The organism is Stenotrophomonas sp. yr243, assembly GCF_900184195.1.
GTDB lineage: Bacteria > Pseudomonadota > Gammaproteobacteria > Xanthomonadales > Xanthomonadaceae > Stenotrophomonas > Stenotrophomonas lactitubi.
In genome coordinates, this window is the sequence record NZ_FXWT01000001.1 from 738,610 (window position 1) to 754,430 (window position 15,821).

The 15,821-nt window shown below is 67.0% G+C and carries 16 protein-coding genes; 11 read left to right on the forward strand and 5 right to left on the reverse strand.

Annotated features, from left to right (window positions below):
• Window positions 1-30 precede the first annotated feature (30 nt).
• The gene (locus QOL57_RS03590; RefSeq protein WP_089240011.1) at window positions 31-999 is read right to left on the reverse strand and encodes a WYL domain-containing protein; all 969 of its coding nucleotides are present in this window, start codon (window positions 997-999) and stop codon (window positions 31-33) included.
• An 80-nt stretch (window positions 1,000-1,079) separates the two neighbouring features.
• Here QOL57_RS03590 and QOL57_RS03595 point away from each other — a divergent pair, with 80 nt between their 5' ends.
• Both QOL57_RS03595 and miaB read left to right on the forward strand, forming a co-directional pair.
• Window positions 1,080-1,700, forward strand: a complete 621-nt coding sequence (locus QOL57_RS03595; protein WP_089240009.1) for a glutathione S-transferase — start codon at window positions 1,080-1,082, stop codon at window positions 1,698-1,700.
• 169 nt (window positions 1,701-1,869) lie between these two features.
• Window positions 1,870-3,291 (forward strand): tRNA (N6-isopentenyl adenosine(37)-C2)-methylthiotransferase MiaB, encoded by a 1,422-nt coding sequence (miaB, locus tag QOL57_RS03600; RefSeq protein WP_089240007.1) that lies wholly within the window; start codon window positions 1,870-1,872, stop codon window positions 3,289-3,291.
• 88 nt (window positions 3,292-3,379) lie between these two features.
• Here miaB and QOL57_RS03605 read toward each other — a convergent pair whose 3' ends face one another.
• The 3 genes from QOL57_RS03605 to QOL57_RS03615 are packed head-to-tail and all read right to left on the reverse strand — an operon-like array spanning window position 3,380 to window position 6,389.
• Window positions 3,380-4,492: an ABC transporter permease gene (locus QOL57_RS03605; RefSeq protein WP_089240005.1), complete on the reverse strand. Its 1,113-nt coding sequence runs from the start codon at window positions 4,490-4,492 to the stop codon at window positions 3,380-3,382.
• Window positions 4,489-5,412: an ABC transporter ATP-binding protein gene (locus QOL57_RS03610; protein ID WP_089240003.1), complete on the reverse strand. Its 924-nt coding sequence runs from the start codon at window positions 5,410-5,412 to the stop codon at window positions 4,489-4,491. Before QOL57_RS03610 ends, QOL57_RS03605 begins: the two co-directional genes overlap by 4 nt.
• Window positions 5,413-5,432: 20 nt before the next feature.
• Entirely contained in the window at window positions 5,433-6,389 is a 957-nt protein-coding gene (locus QOL57_RS03615) for an HlyD family efflux transporter periplasmic adaptor subunit (protein ID WP_089240001.1), read from the reverse strand.
• A gap of 364 nt (window positions 6,390-6,753) precedes the next feature.
• Here QOL57_RS03615 and QOL57_RS03620 point away from each other — a divergent pair, with 364 nt between their 5' ends.
• The 9 genes from QOL57_RS03620 (at window position 6,754) to QOL57_RS03660 (ending at window position 14,342) form a co-directional block, all read left to right on the forward strand.
• Window positions 6,754-7,737 carry a PhoH family protein gene (locus QOL57_RS03620; protein WP_089239999.1) on the forward strand — a complete coding sequence of 328 codons (984 nt, stop codon included), beginning with the start codon at window positions 6,754-6,756 and terminating at the stop codon, window positions 7,735-7,737.
• Between the two features lie 37 nt (window positions 7,738-7,774).
• Complete coding sequence (locus QOL57_RS03625; protein WP_089239997.1) at window positions 7,775-8,659, forward strand: hypothetical protein; 885 nt, start codon at window positions 7,775-7,777, stop codon at window positions 8,657-8,659.
• A gap of 52 nt (window positions 8,660-8,711) precedes the next feature.
• On the forward strand, window positions 8,712-9,197 hold the full coding sequence (ybeY, locus tag QOL57_RS03630) for an rRNA maturation RNase YbeY (RefSeq protein WP_089239995.1): 486 nt from the start codon (window positions 8,712-8,714) through the stop codon (window positions 9,195-9,197).
• 47 nt (window positions 9,198-9,244) lie between these two features.
• Window positions 9,245-9,853 carry a hypothetical protein gene (locus tag QOL57_RS03635; protein WP_089239993.1) on the forward strand — a complete coding sequence of 203 codons (609 nt, stop codon included), beginning with the start codon at window positions 9,245-9,247 and terminating at the stop codon, window positions 9,851-9,853.
• A 41-nt stretch (window positions 9,854-9,894) separates the two neighbouring features.
• Window positions 9,895-10,452 (forward strand): hypothetical protein, encoded by a 558-nt coding sequence (locus tag QOL57_RS03640; protein WP_089239991.1) that lies wholly within the window; start codon window positions 9,895-9,897, stop codon window positions 10,450-10,452.
• Window positions 10,453-10,562: 110 nt separating this feature from the next.
• Window positions 10,563-11,117: a hypothetical protein gene (locus tag QOL57_RS03645; RefSeq protein ID WP_089239989.1), complete on the forward strand. Its 555-nt coding sequence runs from the start codon at window positions 10,563-10,565 to the stop codon at window positions 11,115-11,117.
• Between the two features lie 64 nt (window positions 11,118-11,181).
• Window positions 11,182-12,063 carry a transporter associated domain-containing protein gene (locus tag QOL57_RS03650; RefSeq protein WP_089239987.1) on the forward strand — a complete coding sequence of 294 codons (882 nt, stop codon included), beginning with the start codon at window positions 11,182-11,184 and terminating at the stop codon, window positions 12,061-12,063.
• Window positions 12,060-13,301, forward strand: a complete 1,242-nt coding sequence (locus QOL57_RS03655; protein ID WP_089239985.1) for a DUF4105 domain-containing protein — start codon at window positions 12,060-12,062, stop codon at window positions 13,299-13,301. The genes QOL57_RS03650 and QOL57_RS03655 overlap by 4 nt, the downstream gene beginning before the upstream one ends.
• Window positions 13,302-13,307: 6 nt before the next feature.
• Window positions 13,308-14,342 (forward strand): magnesium and cobalt transport protein CorA, encoded by a 1,035-nt coding sequence (locus QOL57_RS03660; protein ID WP_089239983.1) that lies wholly within the window; start codon window positions 13,308-13,310, stop codon window positions 14,340-14,342.
• Window positions 14,343-14,430: 88 nt separating this feature from the next.
• On the opposite strand, the gene QOL57_RS03665 is transcribed toward QOL57_RS03660, so the two are convergent.
• Window positions 14,431-15,795, reverse strand: coding sequence for an NAD-dependent succinate-semialdehyde dehydrogenase (locus QOL57_RS03665; protein WP_089239981.1), 1,365 nt, complete (start codon window positions 15,793-15,795; stop codon window positions 14,431-14,433).
• Between the last annotated feature and the right edge of the window lie 26 nt (window positions 15,796-15,821).

Below are 15,821 nucleotides of genomic sequence, written 5' to 3' on the forward strand. Positions count from 1 at the left end.
GCTTCGCTGCGGCTTGCCAAGGGCGCCGGCTCAGACCGTGACGGTGGGCACGGCAAGGAGCTGGCTGAGCCCGGTCAGACGCTGGGACAGCTCCTCGCGCAGCTCGGCCGGCGTGGTCCACAGCGCCACAGGCAGACGGTCCAGGCTGAGGATCTGCGCCAGCATCATGCCGCGGCTTTCCGCACCCATCCGCAACAGGCAATGGTCTGCGCCGTCAGCCTCCAGCACACCGCACCAGGGCGGAATGCGGCCGGCCAGCTCCGCTTCACTGCCGGCCAGGCGCAGGATGGCCTGCAGCGCGAACGGCGCCTGGCTGACCGCCTGCCGCACCATCACATCGGGCGGCGCCGGGGTTCGCCGGTGCAGGCCAGGCTCGGGCAGGTGCCGCACCGCCCCCATCCGGTCCACGCGCAGCGTGCGCCAGTCCTGCCGACCCAGATCCCAGGCCAGCAGATACCAGCGCCGCCCGTAGTTGACCAGGTGCTGGGCCTCGACTTCCCGTTGCGTCACCGCGTCCTGCGCGCTGCGGTACTCGAAGGCCAGCCGCGCGGCCTGCCGGCAGTGCTGGGCCAGCCGCCCGAGCAGGCGCGCGTCGGTGGATGGCAGGTCGGACAGGGTCGCGGTAGCGGCATGCACTTCGCCGGCCTGCTGGCGGCGACGCACCGGCACCAGCGGGTCGAGCTTGGACAGCAGGCCGCGTGCGGTGTCGTCGATGCCGGAGACCGTGGCCGACGCCGCACGCAGGGCAATCGCCAACGTAGTGGCCTCTTCCTCGTCCAGCAGCATCGGCAGCACCGGCGCGCCGGCGCCCAGCCGATAGCCCCCGCCTACGCCGGCCGAAGCCTGCACCGGATACCCCAGCTCGCGCAGGCGCTCGACATCGCGGCGGATGCTGCGCCGATCCACGCCCATGCGCTCAGCCAGCTCAGCACCAGACCAATGGCGGCGGGCCTGCAGCAGCGAGATCAGGCGAAGCAGGCGATGGGCGGTATGGCGCATGACGGATCGCGGACAGAAGTCGTCCGCAATTGTGCCTCAGCATGGGTCCCACTTCACCACCACCTGCAAGGAGCAATGCCATGACGTCACGCCAGATCACCCTCTACCACGCCGCCCGTTCACGCTCGAGCGGCGCGGTGGCTCTGCTCGAAGCGCTGGGCGCCGATTACCGCATGCAGGTGCTGGACCTGAAGGCTGGCGCCAACCTGGCCCCGGCCTACCTGGCGATCAATCCGATGGGCAAGGTGCCGGCCATCGTGCACAACGGCGCCCTAGTGACCGAGCAGGTGGCGATCTACCTGTACCTGGCCGACCTGTACCCGGAGGCCGGGCTGGCGCCGCCGATCGGTGACGCCCTGCGCGGCCCCTATCTGCGCTGGATGGCCTTTTATGGCGCCTGCTTCGAGCCGGCAATGATCGACAAGGCCATGCACCGCGAACCGCCGCCGCGCCTGATGTCGCCCTACAACGACGCCGACGCGGTGCTGCAGGTGATCGAAGCACAGCTGGCGCAGGGGCCGTACCTGCTGGGCGAGGTGATGAGTGCGGCCGATGTGCTGTGGGGCAATGCGCTGGCATGGACCAGTGCGTTCGGCCTGGTGCAGCCAGCACCGGCGACGGCCGCCTACATTGAACGGATGAGCGCGATGACCGCGTTTGATCGTTCGCGGCAGATCGATGCGGAGCTGATCGCGGCGTAAGGGCACCCGCCGGCCACGGCCCGGCGCTACCGAACGAGGCGGGAGTCGGGTAGCGCGGGGCCATGCCCCGCGAGCGCGCAGCGTGGCGCCGTTGGCGTTGCGCAGGGCGAGCGCGACGGGATGCGGGTAGAATCGCCCCCTTTCCCGCCACCCGAATGGATTAAGCGCCATGACCGGGACGCCAGACGTCTTTCCGCCCGCCACGCCGGGCGGTACCCCGCTCGTTGCCCTGCCCTCTGGTCCGCGCAAGCCCGACCAGGTGAAAGGCAAGCTGTACATCAAGACCCACGGTTGCCAGATGAACGAGTACGACTCGGCCAAGATGGCCGACGTGCTCGCCGCCAGCGATGGCCTGGAACTGACCGACCGCCCGGAAGACGCCGACGTCATCCTGGTCAATACCTGCTCGATCCGCGAAAAGGCCCAGGAGAAGGTGTTCAGCCAGCTGGGCATCTGGAAGAGCCTGAAGAACCAGGGCCGCGAGGTCATCATCGGCGTTGGCGGTTGCGTGGCGTCGCAGGAAGGCGAAGCGATCATCAAGCGTGCGCCGTTCGTCGACCTGGTGTTCGGCCCGCAGACACTGCATCGCCTGCCGGAGCTGATCCGCGCCCGTCGCGAACAGCAGCGCCCGCAGGTGGACATCAGCTTCCCGGAAATCGAGAAGTTCGATCGCATGCCCGAACCGCGTGCCGATGGCGCGTCGGCGTTCGTGTCGATCATGGAAGGCTGCTCCAAGTACTGCTCGTTCTGCGTGGTGCCCTACACGCGCGGTACCGAAGTCAGCCGCCCGTTCGAGGACGTGGTGGTGGAGGTAGCACAGCTTGCGGCGCAGGGCGTGCGCGAGATCAACCTGCTCGGCCAGAACGTCAACGCCTACCGCGGCCCCTATGGCGACGGCGAGTTCGCCGACCTCGGCCTGCTGATCCGCACCATCGCCGAGATCGATGGCGTCGGTCGCATCCGCTTCACCACCTCGCACCCGCTGGAGTTCAGTGATTCGCTGATCGATGCGTTCCGCGACGTGCCGCAGCTGGCCAATTTCCTGCACCTGCCGGTGCAGGCGGGCAGCGACCGCGTGCTGTCGGCGATGAAGCGCGGTTACACCGCACTGGAATTCAAGTCGAAGATCCGCAAGCTGCGTGCGGTACGTCCGGACATCTCGATCAGTTCGGACTTCATCGTCGGTTTCCCTGGCGAGACCGATGCGGATTTCGAGAAGACCATGAAACTGATCGAGGACATCGGCTTCGACCACAGCTTCTCCTTCATCTATTCGCGTCGCCCGGGCACCCCGGCAGCGGACCTGGAAGACACGATCAGCGATGCGGAAAAACATGCTCGCCTGTCGCGCCTGCAGGAACGCATCAACGCGCACGCTGCAAGCATCTCCGAAAAGATGGTCGGCAGCGTACAGACTGTTCTGGTGGAAGGCCCTTCACGCAAGAACCCGAATGAACTGACCGGCAAGACCGAGAACATGCGTTCAGTGAACTTCCCGGCGCACCCGCGCCTGATCGGCCAGTTCGTGGACGTGGTGATCACTGAAGCGTTGACCAATTCGCTGCGCGGCCGCGTGGTGGCGGCGGACTGAGCGCCAGGGTCGGATCCCCGCAGGGGCTCCGACCTGTTGCACCGATCAATGGGGTCGGAGCCCCTGCGGGGATCCGACCCCGGTCCCGTCAATCCAGGCGCTTGCGGAAGCGCAGGATGGCCAGGGTCATCATCGCCACGATGAACACCAGCAGTGCCAGTGCGTCCGGCCACAGCTCCCACAGCGAGGCCCCGCGCAGCATGATGCCGCGCACCAGGCGCAGGAAATGGGTGAGCGGCAGTACTTCCGCCAGCCACTGCACCGGCCTGGGCATGCCGGCGAACGGAAACATGAAACCTGACAACAGGATCGAAGGCAGGAACAGGAACAGGGTCATCTGCATGGCCTGGAACTGCGACCGCGCGCGCGTTGAAATCAACAGGCCCAGTGCGAGGTTGGCCAGCACCAGCAGCACCGCCGCCAGGTAGACATCAACGAGGCTGCCGCGGATCGGAACCTCGAACAACCAGGTTCCCAGCAGCAGTACCAGCGTGGTCTGCAGCAGACCGATCGCCGCATAGGGCAACACCTTGCCGACCATCAGTTCGCTGCGCGATACCGGCGTGGCGATCAGCAGTTCCATGTTGCCGCGCTCGCGTTCGCGTACCACCGCCACTGCGGTGAACATCACCAGGGTCATGGTCAGGATCACCCCGATCAGGCCGGGCACGATGTTCACTGCTGAGCGCCGTTGCGGGTTGTAGAAACTGATGACGCTCACCTGCCCGCTGGCGATGCTGCCTTCGCGCAGTGGTCGCGCGTTGCTGGCCGGGCGCGTGTCCAGCGGCACCTGCGCCAGCTGGATCGCCGCACTCTGCACCACCGTGTCGCTGCCGTCGACCAGCACCTGCACCGCTTCGCGGCCTTCGTAGCGGCGTCGTTCGAAATCGGCGGGAATGACGATGCCCACGCTGATCCGGCCCCGTCGCAACGCCTCCATCAGTTGATCGGGCGTATAGGCCTGCGCGCGCGGCGTGATCACGCCGGTGGCGACCATGTCCTGCACCAGCGCGCGCGACGCCGCACTGTTGGCCTGGTCGGCGATACCGGCATCCAGATGCCGCAGGTTGAGGTTGATCGCATAGCCGAACAGCAGCAGCTGCATCACCGGGATGCCGACGATCATCGCCAGGGTGATGCGGTCACGGCGCAGTTGCCGCAGCTCCTTGAGCATGATCGCCCATAGCCGTCGCACGCTCATGCGGCCGGCTCCCGACCACGGCCACGGGTGGCGGCAACGAATACGTCTTCCAGGTTGGGCGCCACCGGTTCGATGCTGGCACGCGGATCGGCAGCGGCAAGTGCCTGCGCCAACACGCTGGTATCGGCCGCACCCTCGCTGCACAGAACGCGCAGTTCGGTGCCGATCTGGGCCACGCTGAGCACACCCGGCAACGCCACCAGCGCGCGGCTGGCCTGCCGGGGCTGCGAGGCGGTGACCTTCAGGGTACGGCCCTGCAGCTGCGCGCACAGCTCGGCCGGGGTGCCATCGGCCACCAGGGCACCGCGATCGAGGATCGCCAGCCGGTGGCAGCGTTCGGCCTCGTCCATGTAGTGGGTGGACACCAGCACCGTGGTGCCGGCATCGGCGAGTTCGAACAGCGCCTCCCAGAAATCGCGACGCGACTCAGGATCGACCGCACTGGTCGGCTCATCCAGGAACAGCAGTTCCGGCGCATGGATCACCGCACCGGCCAGCGCCAGCCGCTGCTTCTGCCCGCCGCTGAGGGTGCCGGCCAACTGCACCTGGCGGTCCTGCAGACGGTACTGCTGCAGCAGCGCATCGACCCGCTGCCGCGCCTGCACCCGCGGTAGGTCCTGGATGGCAGCCAGGAATTCCAGGTTCTCCCGCACCGACAGGTCTTCGTACAACGAAAAGCGCTGGGTCATGTAGCCGATGCGGCGGCGCAGCGCTTCGGCCTGCGCCGGGATCGCCAGGCCCAGCACTTCGATCTCGCCCGCGCTTGGTTCAAGCAGCCCGCACAGCATGCGGATGGTGGTCGACTTGCCCGAGCCGTTCGGGCCGAGGAAGCCGTATACCTGGCCACGCGGCACCTGCAGGTCGACGTTGTCCACCGCCAGCAGATCGCCGAAACGGCGGCTCAGGCCCTGCGCGCGCACGGCGATGTCATCGACGGGATTCAGAAGCGCACCTGTACCGGCAGCCCGGCGGGCAGCGCCTGCATGTCGGCACCGTCATCGATCTCGATCTCGGCCAGGTAACTCAGCCGCGAGACGTCATCACCGGTCAACGCGTAATACGGCGTAAAGGAAGGTTCGCTGCGGATCGACCGCACATGCCCCTTCAATATGGTGTTCGCGCCGTCCAGCTGCACCTGCGCCGCCTGCCCCACCTTCACCTGCAGGCGCAATGGCTGCGGCAGGTACACGCGCGCATACGGGCGTTCGCCCACCAGCATCACCACCAACGGCGCACCGATCAGTGCCTGGTCGCCCTGCCGGTAGGGCAATGCATCGACCACGCCATCGCGTGGCGCGCGCAACTGCAGCTTCTGCAGGTTGACGGCCTGCACCGCCTCCTGTGCCTTCGTTGCCCGCGAAGCCGCCTGGCCCTGGGCGATGTCCTCACGACGATTGCCGCGCTGCAGCTCCAGCCACGCCTGTTCGGCAGCGCGCACGCTGGCCACGGCGTTGTCGGCGGCCGCGCGGGCCCGGTCCAGGTCGGCAGCAGCGACCAGCCGCTGGCGGGCCAGCGGTTGCACCCGTCGGTAGTACGCGGTGGCTTCAGCCGCCTGCGCGCGCAGCGCCGTAAGCTGTGCCTGCGCCTGGGCGATCTGCTCCGCACGCGGGCCCACCTGCAGTTCTTCAAGCTGTGCCTGCACGCGGGCGGTTTCGGCCTGTGCGGCGTCGAACTGGGCGGCGCCACGGGCAGGGTCCAGGCGCATCAGCAGCGCGCCGGCCTTAACCGCCTGCCCTTCGCGCACGTCAACGGCGCTGATCACTTCCGCCGCCGGTGCGGGCACGCTGATCCTGTCCCATTCAAGCGTACCCAGTGCCGCCGGCGGTGCTTCGCCGCAGCCCGCCAGCAGGCAGCTGCCCAGCAGCCCCATCCTGCGCATCCACGTGCCCACGGCCATGCGCCACCTCCTCCGATGGCGCCACGGTGCCATGCTCCCTGTGCACCCGCAATGATCCAGAACAGGGCTGATCAATAATTGATCACCCGCCGGCAACGCCACTGCCGCAAGGCTCGCTGCCACCTATCCACAGGTTCGCGGCAACACCGTCCACACCACATGTGGAGAACCCCGCTGGGGCTGGCACAATTTTCACCACGGCATCATCTTCCTTGTGGCACAAGCGCTGCGAAGGACTATCCACAGGTTTCTTCGGCGCCGGTCCACACCCGGTGTGGAGAACTGTCGTCCTGCCGCCTCGCGCGTTACCCTTGTCGTCCCTGACTCCATCGCGGTGGACGGCGACCCCGCCCCACCCCAAGCAATGAAAAGCATCGAGCATCGAGACTTCACCCTGTCGCCGGAAGACAACGCGCAGCTGGCCAACCTGTGCGGCCCGTTCGACGGCCACCTTCGCCAGATCGAACTGAAGCTTGGCGTGGAAATCGCCAACCGCGGCTTCGTGTTCCGCATCAGCGGGCCGACTGAAGCCAGTGCAGAGGCGCAGAAGCTGATCGAGGCGCTGTATGAAGAAGCCGCCGAGACCACGTTCGACAGCCACGGCATCCACCTGCGCCTGAACGCGGCGAACATCGAACAGATCGCCGATCGCTCCTACGAAGCGCAGGACGTGGCAATCAAGGTCAAGCGCGGTACCGTGCGCGGGCGCGGTTCCAACCAGAGCCGCTACCTGCACCAGATCGTCAGCCACGACATCAACTTCGGCATCGGTCCGGCCGGTACCGGCAAGACCTTCCTGGCCGTGGCCAGCGCGGTGGAAGCACTGAACGAATCGCGGGTGCAGCGCCTGATCCTGGTGCGTCCGGCGGTCGAGGCCGGCGAGAAGCTGGGCTTCCTGCCCGGCGACCTGAGCCAGAAGGTCGACCCGTACCTGCGCCCCCTGTACGACGCTCTGTATGAAATGCTGGGCGTGGAAAAAGTGCTCAAGCTGCTGGAAAAGAACGTCATCGAGATCGCGCCGCTGGCCTACATGCGTGGCCGCACGCTCAACGATGCGTTCGTGATCCTGGACGAAGCGCAGAACACCACCATCGAACAGATGAAGATGTTCCTGACCCGCCTGGGCTTCGGCTCCACCGCCGTGGTCACCGGTGATCTGACCCAGACCGACCTGCCCAAGCACGTGAAGTCCGGCCTGCGCGATGCGATCGACGTACTGCGCGATGTGGAGGGCGTCAGCTTCACCTTCTTCGAAGCCCGCGACGTGGTCCGCCACCCGCTGGTGGCGCGCATCGTCAGCGCCTACGACCGCCGCGACCTGCATCAGCTCAAGCCGGGCGCCGAGTAGGCGTAGACTGCCGTCACGATCCCGCACAGGAGGTGCCATGTTTCGTTTCCGCATCATCATCGCTGCTGCGGTCACCCTGCCGCTGCCTGCCTTGGCGGGCGAGCCCACGGCGGCATCGGCAGCTGCCCGCCCGTTGGTCGAATACAGCGACATCGCCGCGCCCCGCCAGGCCGGCCCGTGGCAGCTGGTCGACCACAGGTACGACCCGGCGCAGAAGCTGGCCGGGGCCGGCTTCACCTACATCCACCCGGAACACCGCAGTGTGGTTGTGAGCGTCTACGTTTACCCTGCGGGCCTGGCTGCCAACGGCGTGGCGCTGGAGCGCGGGCTGGCCGATTTCCGCCGCGACCTGCAGGCAGCGGTCGAGGGCGGTACATACGCCAACCTGCAGGAGCGCGGCGCCAGCCCGTTCACCGTGCAGCTGGCTGATCACGTGCTGCCCGGCGGCAACAGCGATGCAGCAGTGTTCGCCGCCCTGGCAACGCGCGTGGATGGCGGAACCGTCGACGGGCAGAAGCTGCAGCTACGTATGGACATGACGACCAGCAACCGCCAACCCGGGGACCTGCCGATCCAGTCCAATGGGTACCTTTTCTACAAGCAGCTTTACTACTTCAAGGTCCGCGTGTCCGGCGCGGTGTCGGCAATGGACGATGCAGCGTTCCAGGCCCTGGCCGACGACGCCGCGCGCATCCTGGTGCCGGCCACCGAGGTCACCAGCGTGGGCGCCTGCGCGAACGCCAGCATTGACATCAAGGACGGGCAGCAGCCTGAGGAGATGGCCGCTTCGGTCAGCCGTCAGTTGGCTGCGCAGATGCGTTACAACTGCCGCGCAACCGCGATGACCAGCGCCGTTGCCCCTTCGATGGCCACCGAAGTGGTCCGGATCGACTATGACCCGGGCGACTGGGCGTCGCGGTGAGCCGCTACACGCGCGATACTGTCGCTTCTCAGATCTGAACGCCGGAATTGTCATGACCAAGGGCCCCGTCCGCCTCGATGTCGCCGTCAGCTACGCCCTGCCCCGCGCCGGGCTACCGGCTGCGGTGAGCTTCCGCAAGTGGGTGGCTGCGGCCCTCAAGGGCCGCATCCGCGAAGCCGACCTCGCCATCCGCCTGGTCGACAGCAAGGAAGGTCAATCCCTGAACCGGCATTACCGGGGCAAGGACTACGCCACCAACGTGCTCAGTTTCCCGGCCGACGTGCCGGAGGGCCTGCCAAAGGGTGTCAAGTTCCCGCTGCTGGGTGACCTGGTGATCTGCGCACCGGTGGTGGCCCGTGAAGCCGACGAGCAGAGCAAGGCGCTCAATGCCCACTACGCGCACCTGACCGTGCACGGCGTGCTGCACCTGCTCGGCTGGGACCACGAGGACGACAAGGAAGCCGAGGCGATGGAACAGCTGGAGCGCGAGATCCTGGCCGAGCTCGGCATCGACGATCCCTACGCCGGCGAGCGCTGAGCCCCGCACGGCGCTATCCTGCGCCTGCAACCTCCCCGGAGACATGGATGATGATGGGCGACATGGGGCCACTGCTGGCCGGAAGTGCGATCTTCTCCCTGCTGCTGGTCGTGGCCGCCAACGTGGTGCACCGCGTCAGCACCCGCCATCCCGATGGCCGGCACTGGCTGCTGCGCACGCTGGCCCTGCTGTCCCCTACCAGCCTGCTGGCAGGCCTAGCCGTGGGCATGGTCGGGCCGCATCTGCTGGGTGGCCATGGGCCGGTCAGCAGCACCTCGACGCTGTGGATGACCTCGATGGTGCTGATCCTGATCGGCGCGTTATCCGCACCGGTAAGCTGGCGCGTGGTCCTGCAGCAGCGCCTGGGCCGCGCAAGCGGCAGCCTGCCGTTCTTCCATGCAACGCGCGCGCAGTTGTGCGCGCTGTTCGTGCTCGCTGCGACGTATATGGGCGCTGCCCACCACGCCAGTGCAGACCTGCCGCCTTGGCTGCTGGAACCGGGTGCACTGCAGCTTGCGGTCCGCGCAGTGCTGCAACTGGTCCACATAGCCCTCCTCTCGGCGATGCTCGCCCTGCCGGTGATGGCGTTGCGTGCCGTGGCCAACCTTTCGATACGACGTGTGCGGGCGCTGCTGCACAGGACATCGCAGGGCTGAGACGGCCCTTTGCAACGGGTGATACCGCCCCGGGAGCGCCAATGACATTGATGCCCGCACTGTTGCTTGCCGCGCTGCTGCAGTCCGGGGCAGGCCTGATGTCCGATCCTGACCAGCCCTCACCGTTCCCCGCGAGCGACAGTGAGGCCGACATCGCCGCAAAGGTCGCCGAGCTGCGGGCGTTCTTTGGCAGCAGTGAACAGGACACCCGCCAGGCCGTCGCCACCGCCCAGCAACGGGCGCTGATCGAGCGCCTGGAAGCCCGGCACGCGGCTCGGCTGGCGGGTGCCTGGGTGAAAAACGATCCGGGCTGGCACATCGTGGTGCGATTGACCGGTGATGCACCGGTGGCAGATGAAGTACATGGCGGCGCTGACGGCCCGCAGTACGTGCACTTCCGCACCGGCGCCGCGCTGACCGAGGCGGAGATGCGGCGACGCATGCGGGCCCAGCTGCCGTACATGACGGGCTACGGCCTGGACGTGCGGACCGGCGAGATGTACGTGCAGCTCGACGACGATGCCCCAGACCGCGCGGCGGCATCGGTGGTGGGTGCACACCTGGAAGCCCGGCTCGGCTTCCCGGTCAGGTTCGAATAGCTGCCGGCCCGCGCCCCGGCGCTGACCGGCCCCGGCCACGGTGGGTCGCAGGCCGCAACGGGCGCCGTTACCATGCACAGCCTTCCCGCCGCTGATCGGATGTTGTCGCGATGTCACTGCTGCGTTTCCTGCCCATGCTGCTGGTCGTTGCGCCGGCCGTCTCCGCCGCGCCGCTGGACCTGCCAGCGCTGATCGAGTGCCGCCAGGGCGTGGCCGAGCATGCCGCACTGGCACCCCTGCTGGCCGATCCGCTGAAGGCCGTGGCGCACGGCCTGCAGCCGCTGCCGCAGGGCAACCAGTTCATGAGCGAGTACCGGCTGGCCAGTCCGATCACCGTGTTCGGCCAGCAGACCGAACGCGTGGCGGTGGCCGGCGCCAGCATCATGGCCGTGCTCGACCAGGCCGACCCGCGGCCGCTTGCCACGCAGCTGGCGCTGGAGACCGGCTACGACCAGGACGGCAAGTTCATGGCCGGGCGCGAGCTGGTCAGCCGCGATGTGACCGACCCGAAGACCGGCGAGGCGCAGATCGAGTCGATCATCCTCAGCGTATCCACCGTCGCCACCCACCCGGGCAAGACCCTGGCCGGCTGTACCTACAGCCTGGACCTGCCGGCCGAGGACGAGGGCCCGGCCGCCGCCGCCCCGGCTGGCGAGGGTCACTGACAGGCCCCCACATCCTGCTAGACTGGAGCCATCGCCCGGCCTGCCGGGTGCCTTTTTTCCAGAGATGTCAGAAGACGACAGTAGTAGCTCCTCCGTGGAGCACAGTGAAAAGAAGCGCGGCTGGCTTGAACGCCTGACGTCCGCTTTTTCCGGCGAACCCCACACCCGCGACGAGCTGGTCGCTGTCCTGCACACCGCGCAGGAAGAAGGGTTGATCGCCGCCGATACCCTGAAGATGATGGAAGGTGCCATTTCGGTAGCCGAGCTGACCGTGGGCGACGTGATGATCTCGCGTTCGCAGATGGTCTCGCTGCCAGTGGAAGCGCCCTTCCTGGAGCTGATGAAGCAGGTGGTCGAGTCCGGCCATTCGCGCTTCCCGGTGCATGGCGAGAACAAGGACGACATCCTCGGCGTGCTGCTGGCCAAGGACCTGCTGCGCGGCGTGGTTGCCGACAATGGTCCGGGCAACGTACGTGAACTGCTGCGCCCGGCGGTGCTGATTCCGGAAGCGAAGAAGCTCAACGTGCTGTTGAAGGAGTTCCGCCTGTCGCGCAACCACATGGCGATCGTGGTGGACGAGTACGGCGGAGTCGCCGGCCTGGTCACCATCGAAGACGTGCTGGAGCAGATCGTCGGCGACATCGACGACGAACACGACGAGGCCGAGGATTTCTCGGCGCAGATCGCCATCCAGGCCGATGGCCAGTACGTGGTCGATGCCCTCACCCCGATCGGCGATTTCAACGAGCGCTTCGGTGCCACCTTCTCCGATGAGGACTACGACACCATCGGCGGCCTGGTGACCGAAGCCGTCGGCCATCTGCCGGAAGTCGGCGATGAGCTGGCGCTGGACCGTTTCATGTTCCGTGTGGCCCGCGCCGATGCGCGCCGGGTCCAGGCTTTCCATGTAACGGTGCTGGCACCGGACGCGCAGGACGACGCTTGAAACACCGTGGCCTGATCCTGACCCTGTGGCTGGCGTTGTGCCTGCTGGCCACCGCCCTGCCACTGGCTGCGTTCGCGCAGGCAGCGGCGCCGACCGTTTCGACGGCCAGCGATGCCCCTGCCCCGCGTGTCGGCGTGGTCACGATGCAGCCGGGCACCGTGTTCTTCGAGCGCTTCGGCCACGATGCCATCGTCGTGCTGGACCCGGTGAGCGGCGAGGCGATCTCGTACAACTTCGGCTACTTCGATCCGTCCGAACAGGATTTCATCGGCCGCTTCGTGCGCGGCGACATGATGTATTACCTGGTGGCCCTGCCGCTGCAGCAGGACCTGTCGTACTACGACGAGACCGGCCGCGGTGCCAGCGTACAGTGGCTGGATATCACCCCTGACCAGGCACGCTCGCTGGCTGCCGACCTGGCCGAACGAGCCAAGCCGGAAAACGCGCGCTACCACTACGATTACTACACCGCCAACTGCGCGACGATGGTGCGCGACACGCTGGACAAGGCACTGGGCGGCGGGTTGCATTCACAGCTGTCGGGCCGCTCACGCGGCAACACCTATCGCAGCGAGTCGGTGCGGCTGGCATCTCCGGCCCCGTGGATGTGGCTGGGCTTCGATATCGGCCTGGGCCCGTTTGCCGACCAGCCACTGTCGCGCTGGCAGGAAGCCTTCGTGCCGATGCGCCTGGCCGACGCCCTGCGCCAAGCCCGCAACAGCGACGGCCGCCCGCTGGTGCAGTCCGAGCAGGAACTGCTGCCGCACCGCATCGACCCCGAGCCCAAGGAATTCGCGCGCCGCTGGTGGCCGTGGCTGCTGTGTGGCCTGGTGATCGCGGCGGGCGTGCTGGCGCTGCGCAACCGTCCGCGCCTGCTGGCCGGCCTGGCCTTGCCGCTGTGGCTGCTGTGCACGATCGCCGGTGGCCTGCTGGTGTTCCTGTGGGGCTTCAGCACGCACTACGCCGCCTGGGCCAACCGCAACCTGCTGCTGCTCTCGCCGCTGTGCCTGCTGCTGTTGCCGGGGGCGGTCAGCCTGCTGCGGCGGCGCGTGCCCGGCCGCATGTTCAGGATCGTGCTGTGGCTGGTGGCGGTACAGGCCGTGGCCGCGCTGGTGCTGCATTGGCTGAGCCTGCAGGCGCAGTACAACGTGCAGTGGATCGTGCTGCTGCTGCCGGTCCACGCAGCGCTGGCCTGGGTGCTGGGGCGCCGTCCTCACTTGTCGGAAACGCAGCACTGACGCACGATGGCGGGCATGTCATTGCCCGCCTCACTGCCCGCCCCTGCTGCCGCCTCCGCCGCAGCCAATCCCACCTGCGTCATCAACTGCGTCCACTACGATGACGACGGCAAACGCCACGACATCAGCCTGGATGCCATCAGCGATGTCATCGCCAGCAACAACGGTTTCGTCTGGGTTGGCCTGTACGATCCGAACGAAGATGTACTGCTGAAGCTGCAGGAAGAATTCTGCCTGCACGACCTGGCGGTCGAGGATGCACGCAACGCGCACCAGCGCCCCAAGGTGGAGGCCTACGGCAACTCGTTGTTCGTGGTGGTGACCACCGCGCAGATGGTTGACGAGCGCATCCAGTACGGCGAGACCCACGCCTTCCTCGGCCCACGGTTCCTGGTGACCGTGCGCCATGGCGCCTCGCTGTCGTACGCGCCGGTGCGCGCACGCGTCGAGCGCGAACCACAACTGCTGAAGATGGGGCCGTCGTACTGCCTGTACGCCGTGGCGGACTTCGTGGTGGACAACTACCTGCCCATCACCAATCGCTTCCGCGACACCCTGGAACTGCTGGAGAAGGACATCTTCGCCGACAGCTACAAGCGCAGCACCGTTGTGCGCCTGTATGAGCTCAAGCGCGAGTTGAACAAGATGCGGATGGCGGTGGCGCCACTGCAGGATGTGCTGGCGCAGCTGCGCCGCTACCAGGGCGAACTGTTCCCGGACGAAGTGAAGCTGTATATCCGCGACGTGCACGACCATGCGGTACGCATCAGCGATGTGATCGACACCCTGCGCGAGATGCTGGGCACGGCCTTGAGCGTGAACCTGTCACTGGTGACGCTGGCCCAGGGCGAGACGGTGAAGCGACTGGGTGCATGGGCCGCGCTGCTGGCCGCGCCGACGTTGATCACCAGCTGGTATGGCATGAATTTCAGCCACATGCCGGAATTGAACCAGCCGTGGGCCTACCCGCTGATGATCGTCGGCGTCGGTGGCATCTGCGTCGGCCTGTACCGGCTGTTCAAGCGGGTGAAGTGGTTGTAACCCGCTTTTTTGCAGAGCCGAGCCCACGCTCGGCTGTTCCCGGCAAAGAGCAGGCGAGCATGGGCTCGGCTCTACACAGGCAGGTGCATCAAGCCACGTAGATGGTCTTGATGTTCATGAACTCATGGATGCCATGGTCGGCCAGTTCGCGGCCGAAACCTGATTCCTTGCTGCCGCCGAACGGCAACCGCGCATCGCTCTTGACGATGGCGTTGACGAACGCCGCGCCGCATTCCATGCGCTGGGCGAACCCTTCACCGCGCACCGGGTCACGCGTCCACACGCTGCCGCCGAGGCCGAAGCGGGTGTCGTTGGCCACGCGCAGTGCCTCAGCCTCGTCCTTGACCCGGATGACCGCGGCGACCGGCCCGAACAGTTCTTCGTCGTAGGCAGGCATGCCCGGCCCCACCTGGTCGAGCACGCTGGCCGGATAGCCGGCGTGGCTGCCAGCAACCGGTTCGCCGCCGATCAACACGCGTGCGCCTTTGGCAACGCTGGCCTGCACCTGCTTGTGCAGTTCGTCGCGCAGGTCGGCACGGGCCATCGGCGCCAGCGTGGTGCCGCGCTCGTTCGGGTCGCCGTACTGGCGCTCGCCTGCGGCTTCGACGAAGCGCCGGGTGAACTCATCGGCCACCGCGTCCACCACGATGAAACGCTTGGCGGCAATGCAGGTCTGGCCACTGTTGTCGAAGCGCGACTTCACCGCGGCGGCAACCGCCTTGTCCAGGTCGGCATCATCGAGCACCACGAAGGCGTCGCTGCCACCCAGTTCCATCACCGACTTCTTCAACTGGCTGCCGGCGTTGGACGCAATCGATCGCCCTGCCCGCTCGCTGCCGGTCAGGGTCACGGCTTTCACCCTCGCATCGCGCAGCACCTCGGCGGCCTGGTCATTGTCGATGTGCAGCACGTCGAACACGCCGTCAGGCAGGCCACCATCGCGGCATACGGCCAGGATCAGGTCGGCGCACTGCGGCACGTTGCTGGCGTGCTTGAGCAGCGCCACGTTGCCGGCCATGAACGCCGGAGCAAGGAAGCGGAACACCTGCCAGATCGGGAAATTCCACGGCATCACCGCGAACACGCAGCCGATCGGCTCATAGCGCACGTAACTGCGCTGTGCCTCGGTATCGATCAGTTGCGGCTTCAGGTAGTCGGCAGCGTGGTCGGCATAGAACTCACAGGTCGTCGCGCACTTTTCCACCTCAGCCAGGGCTTCGGCCTTCAGCTTGCCCATTTCGCTGGTCATGGCCTGCTGCAGGTCATCGCGGCGCGCACGCAGCTGGCCAGCGATCTGCTTGAGGATCGCCCCACGTTCCTGCAGCGAGCGACCGGCCCAGCGCGGGAATGCATCGGCTGCCGCCTGCAGGCGCTGCTCGATGGCGGCGCTGTCCATCAGCTCATGGCGGTAGGTCACCTGGCCGGTGGCCGGGTTGATGATCTCGACGGTCATTGGGGGGTCTCCATCAGGTAGACCCC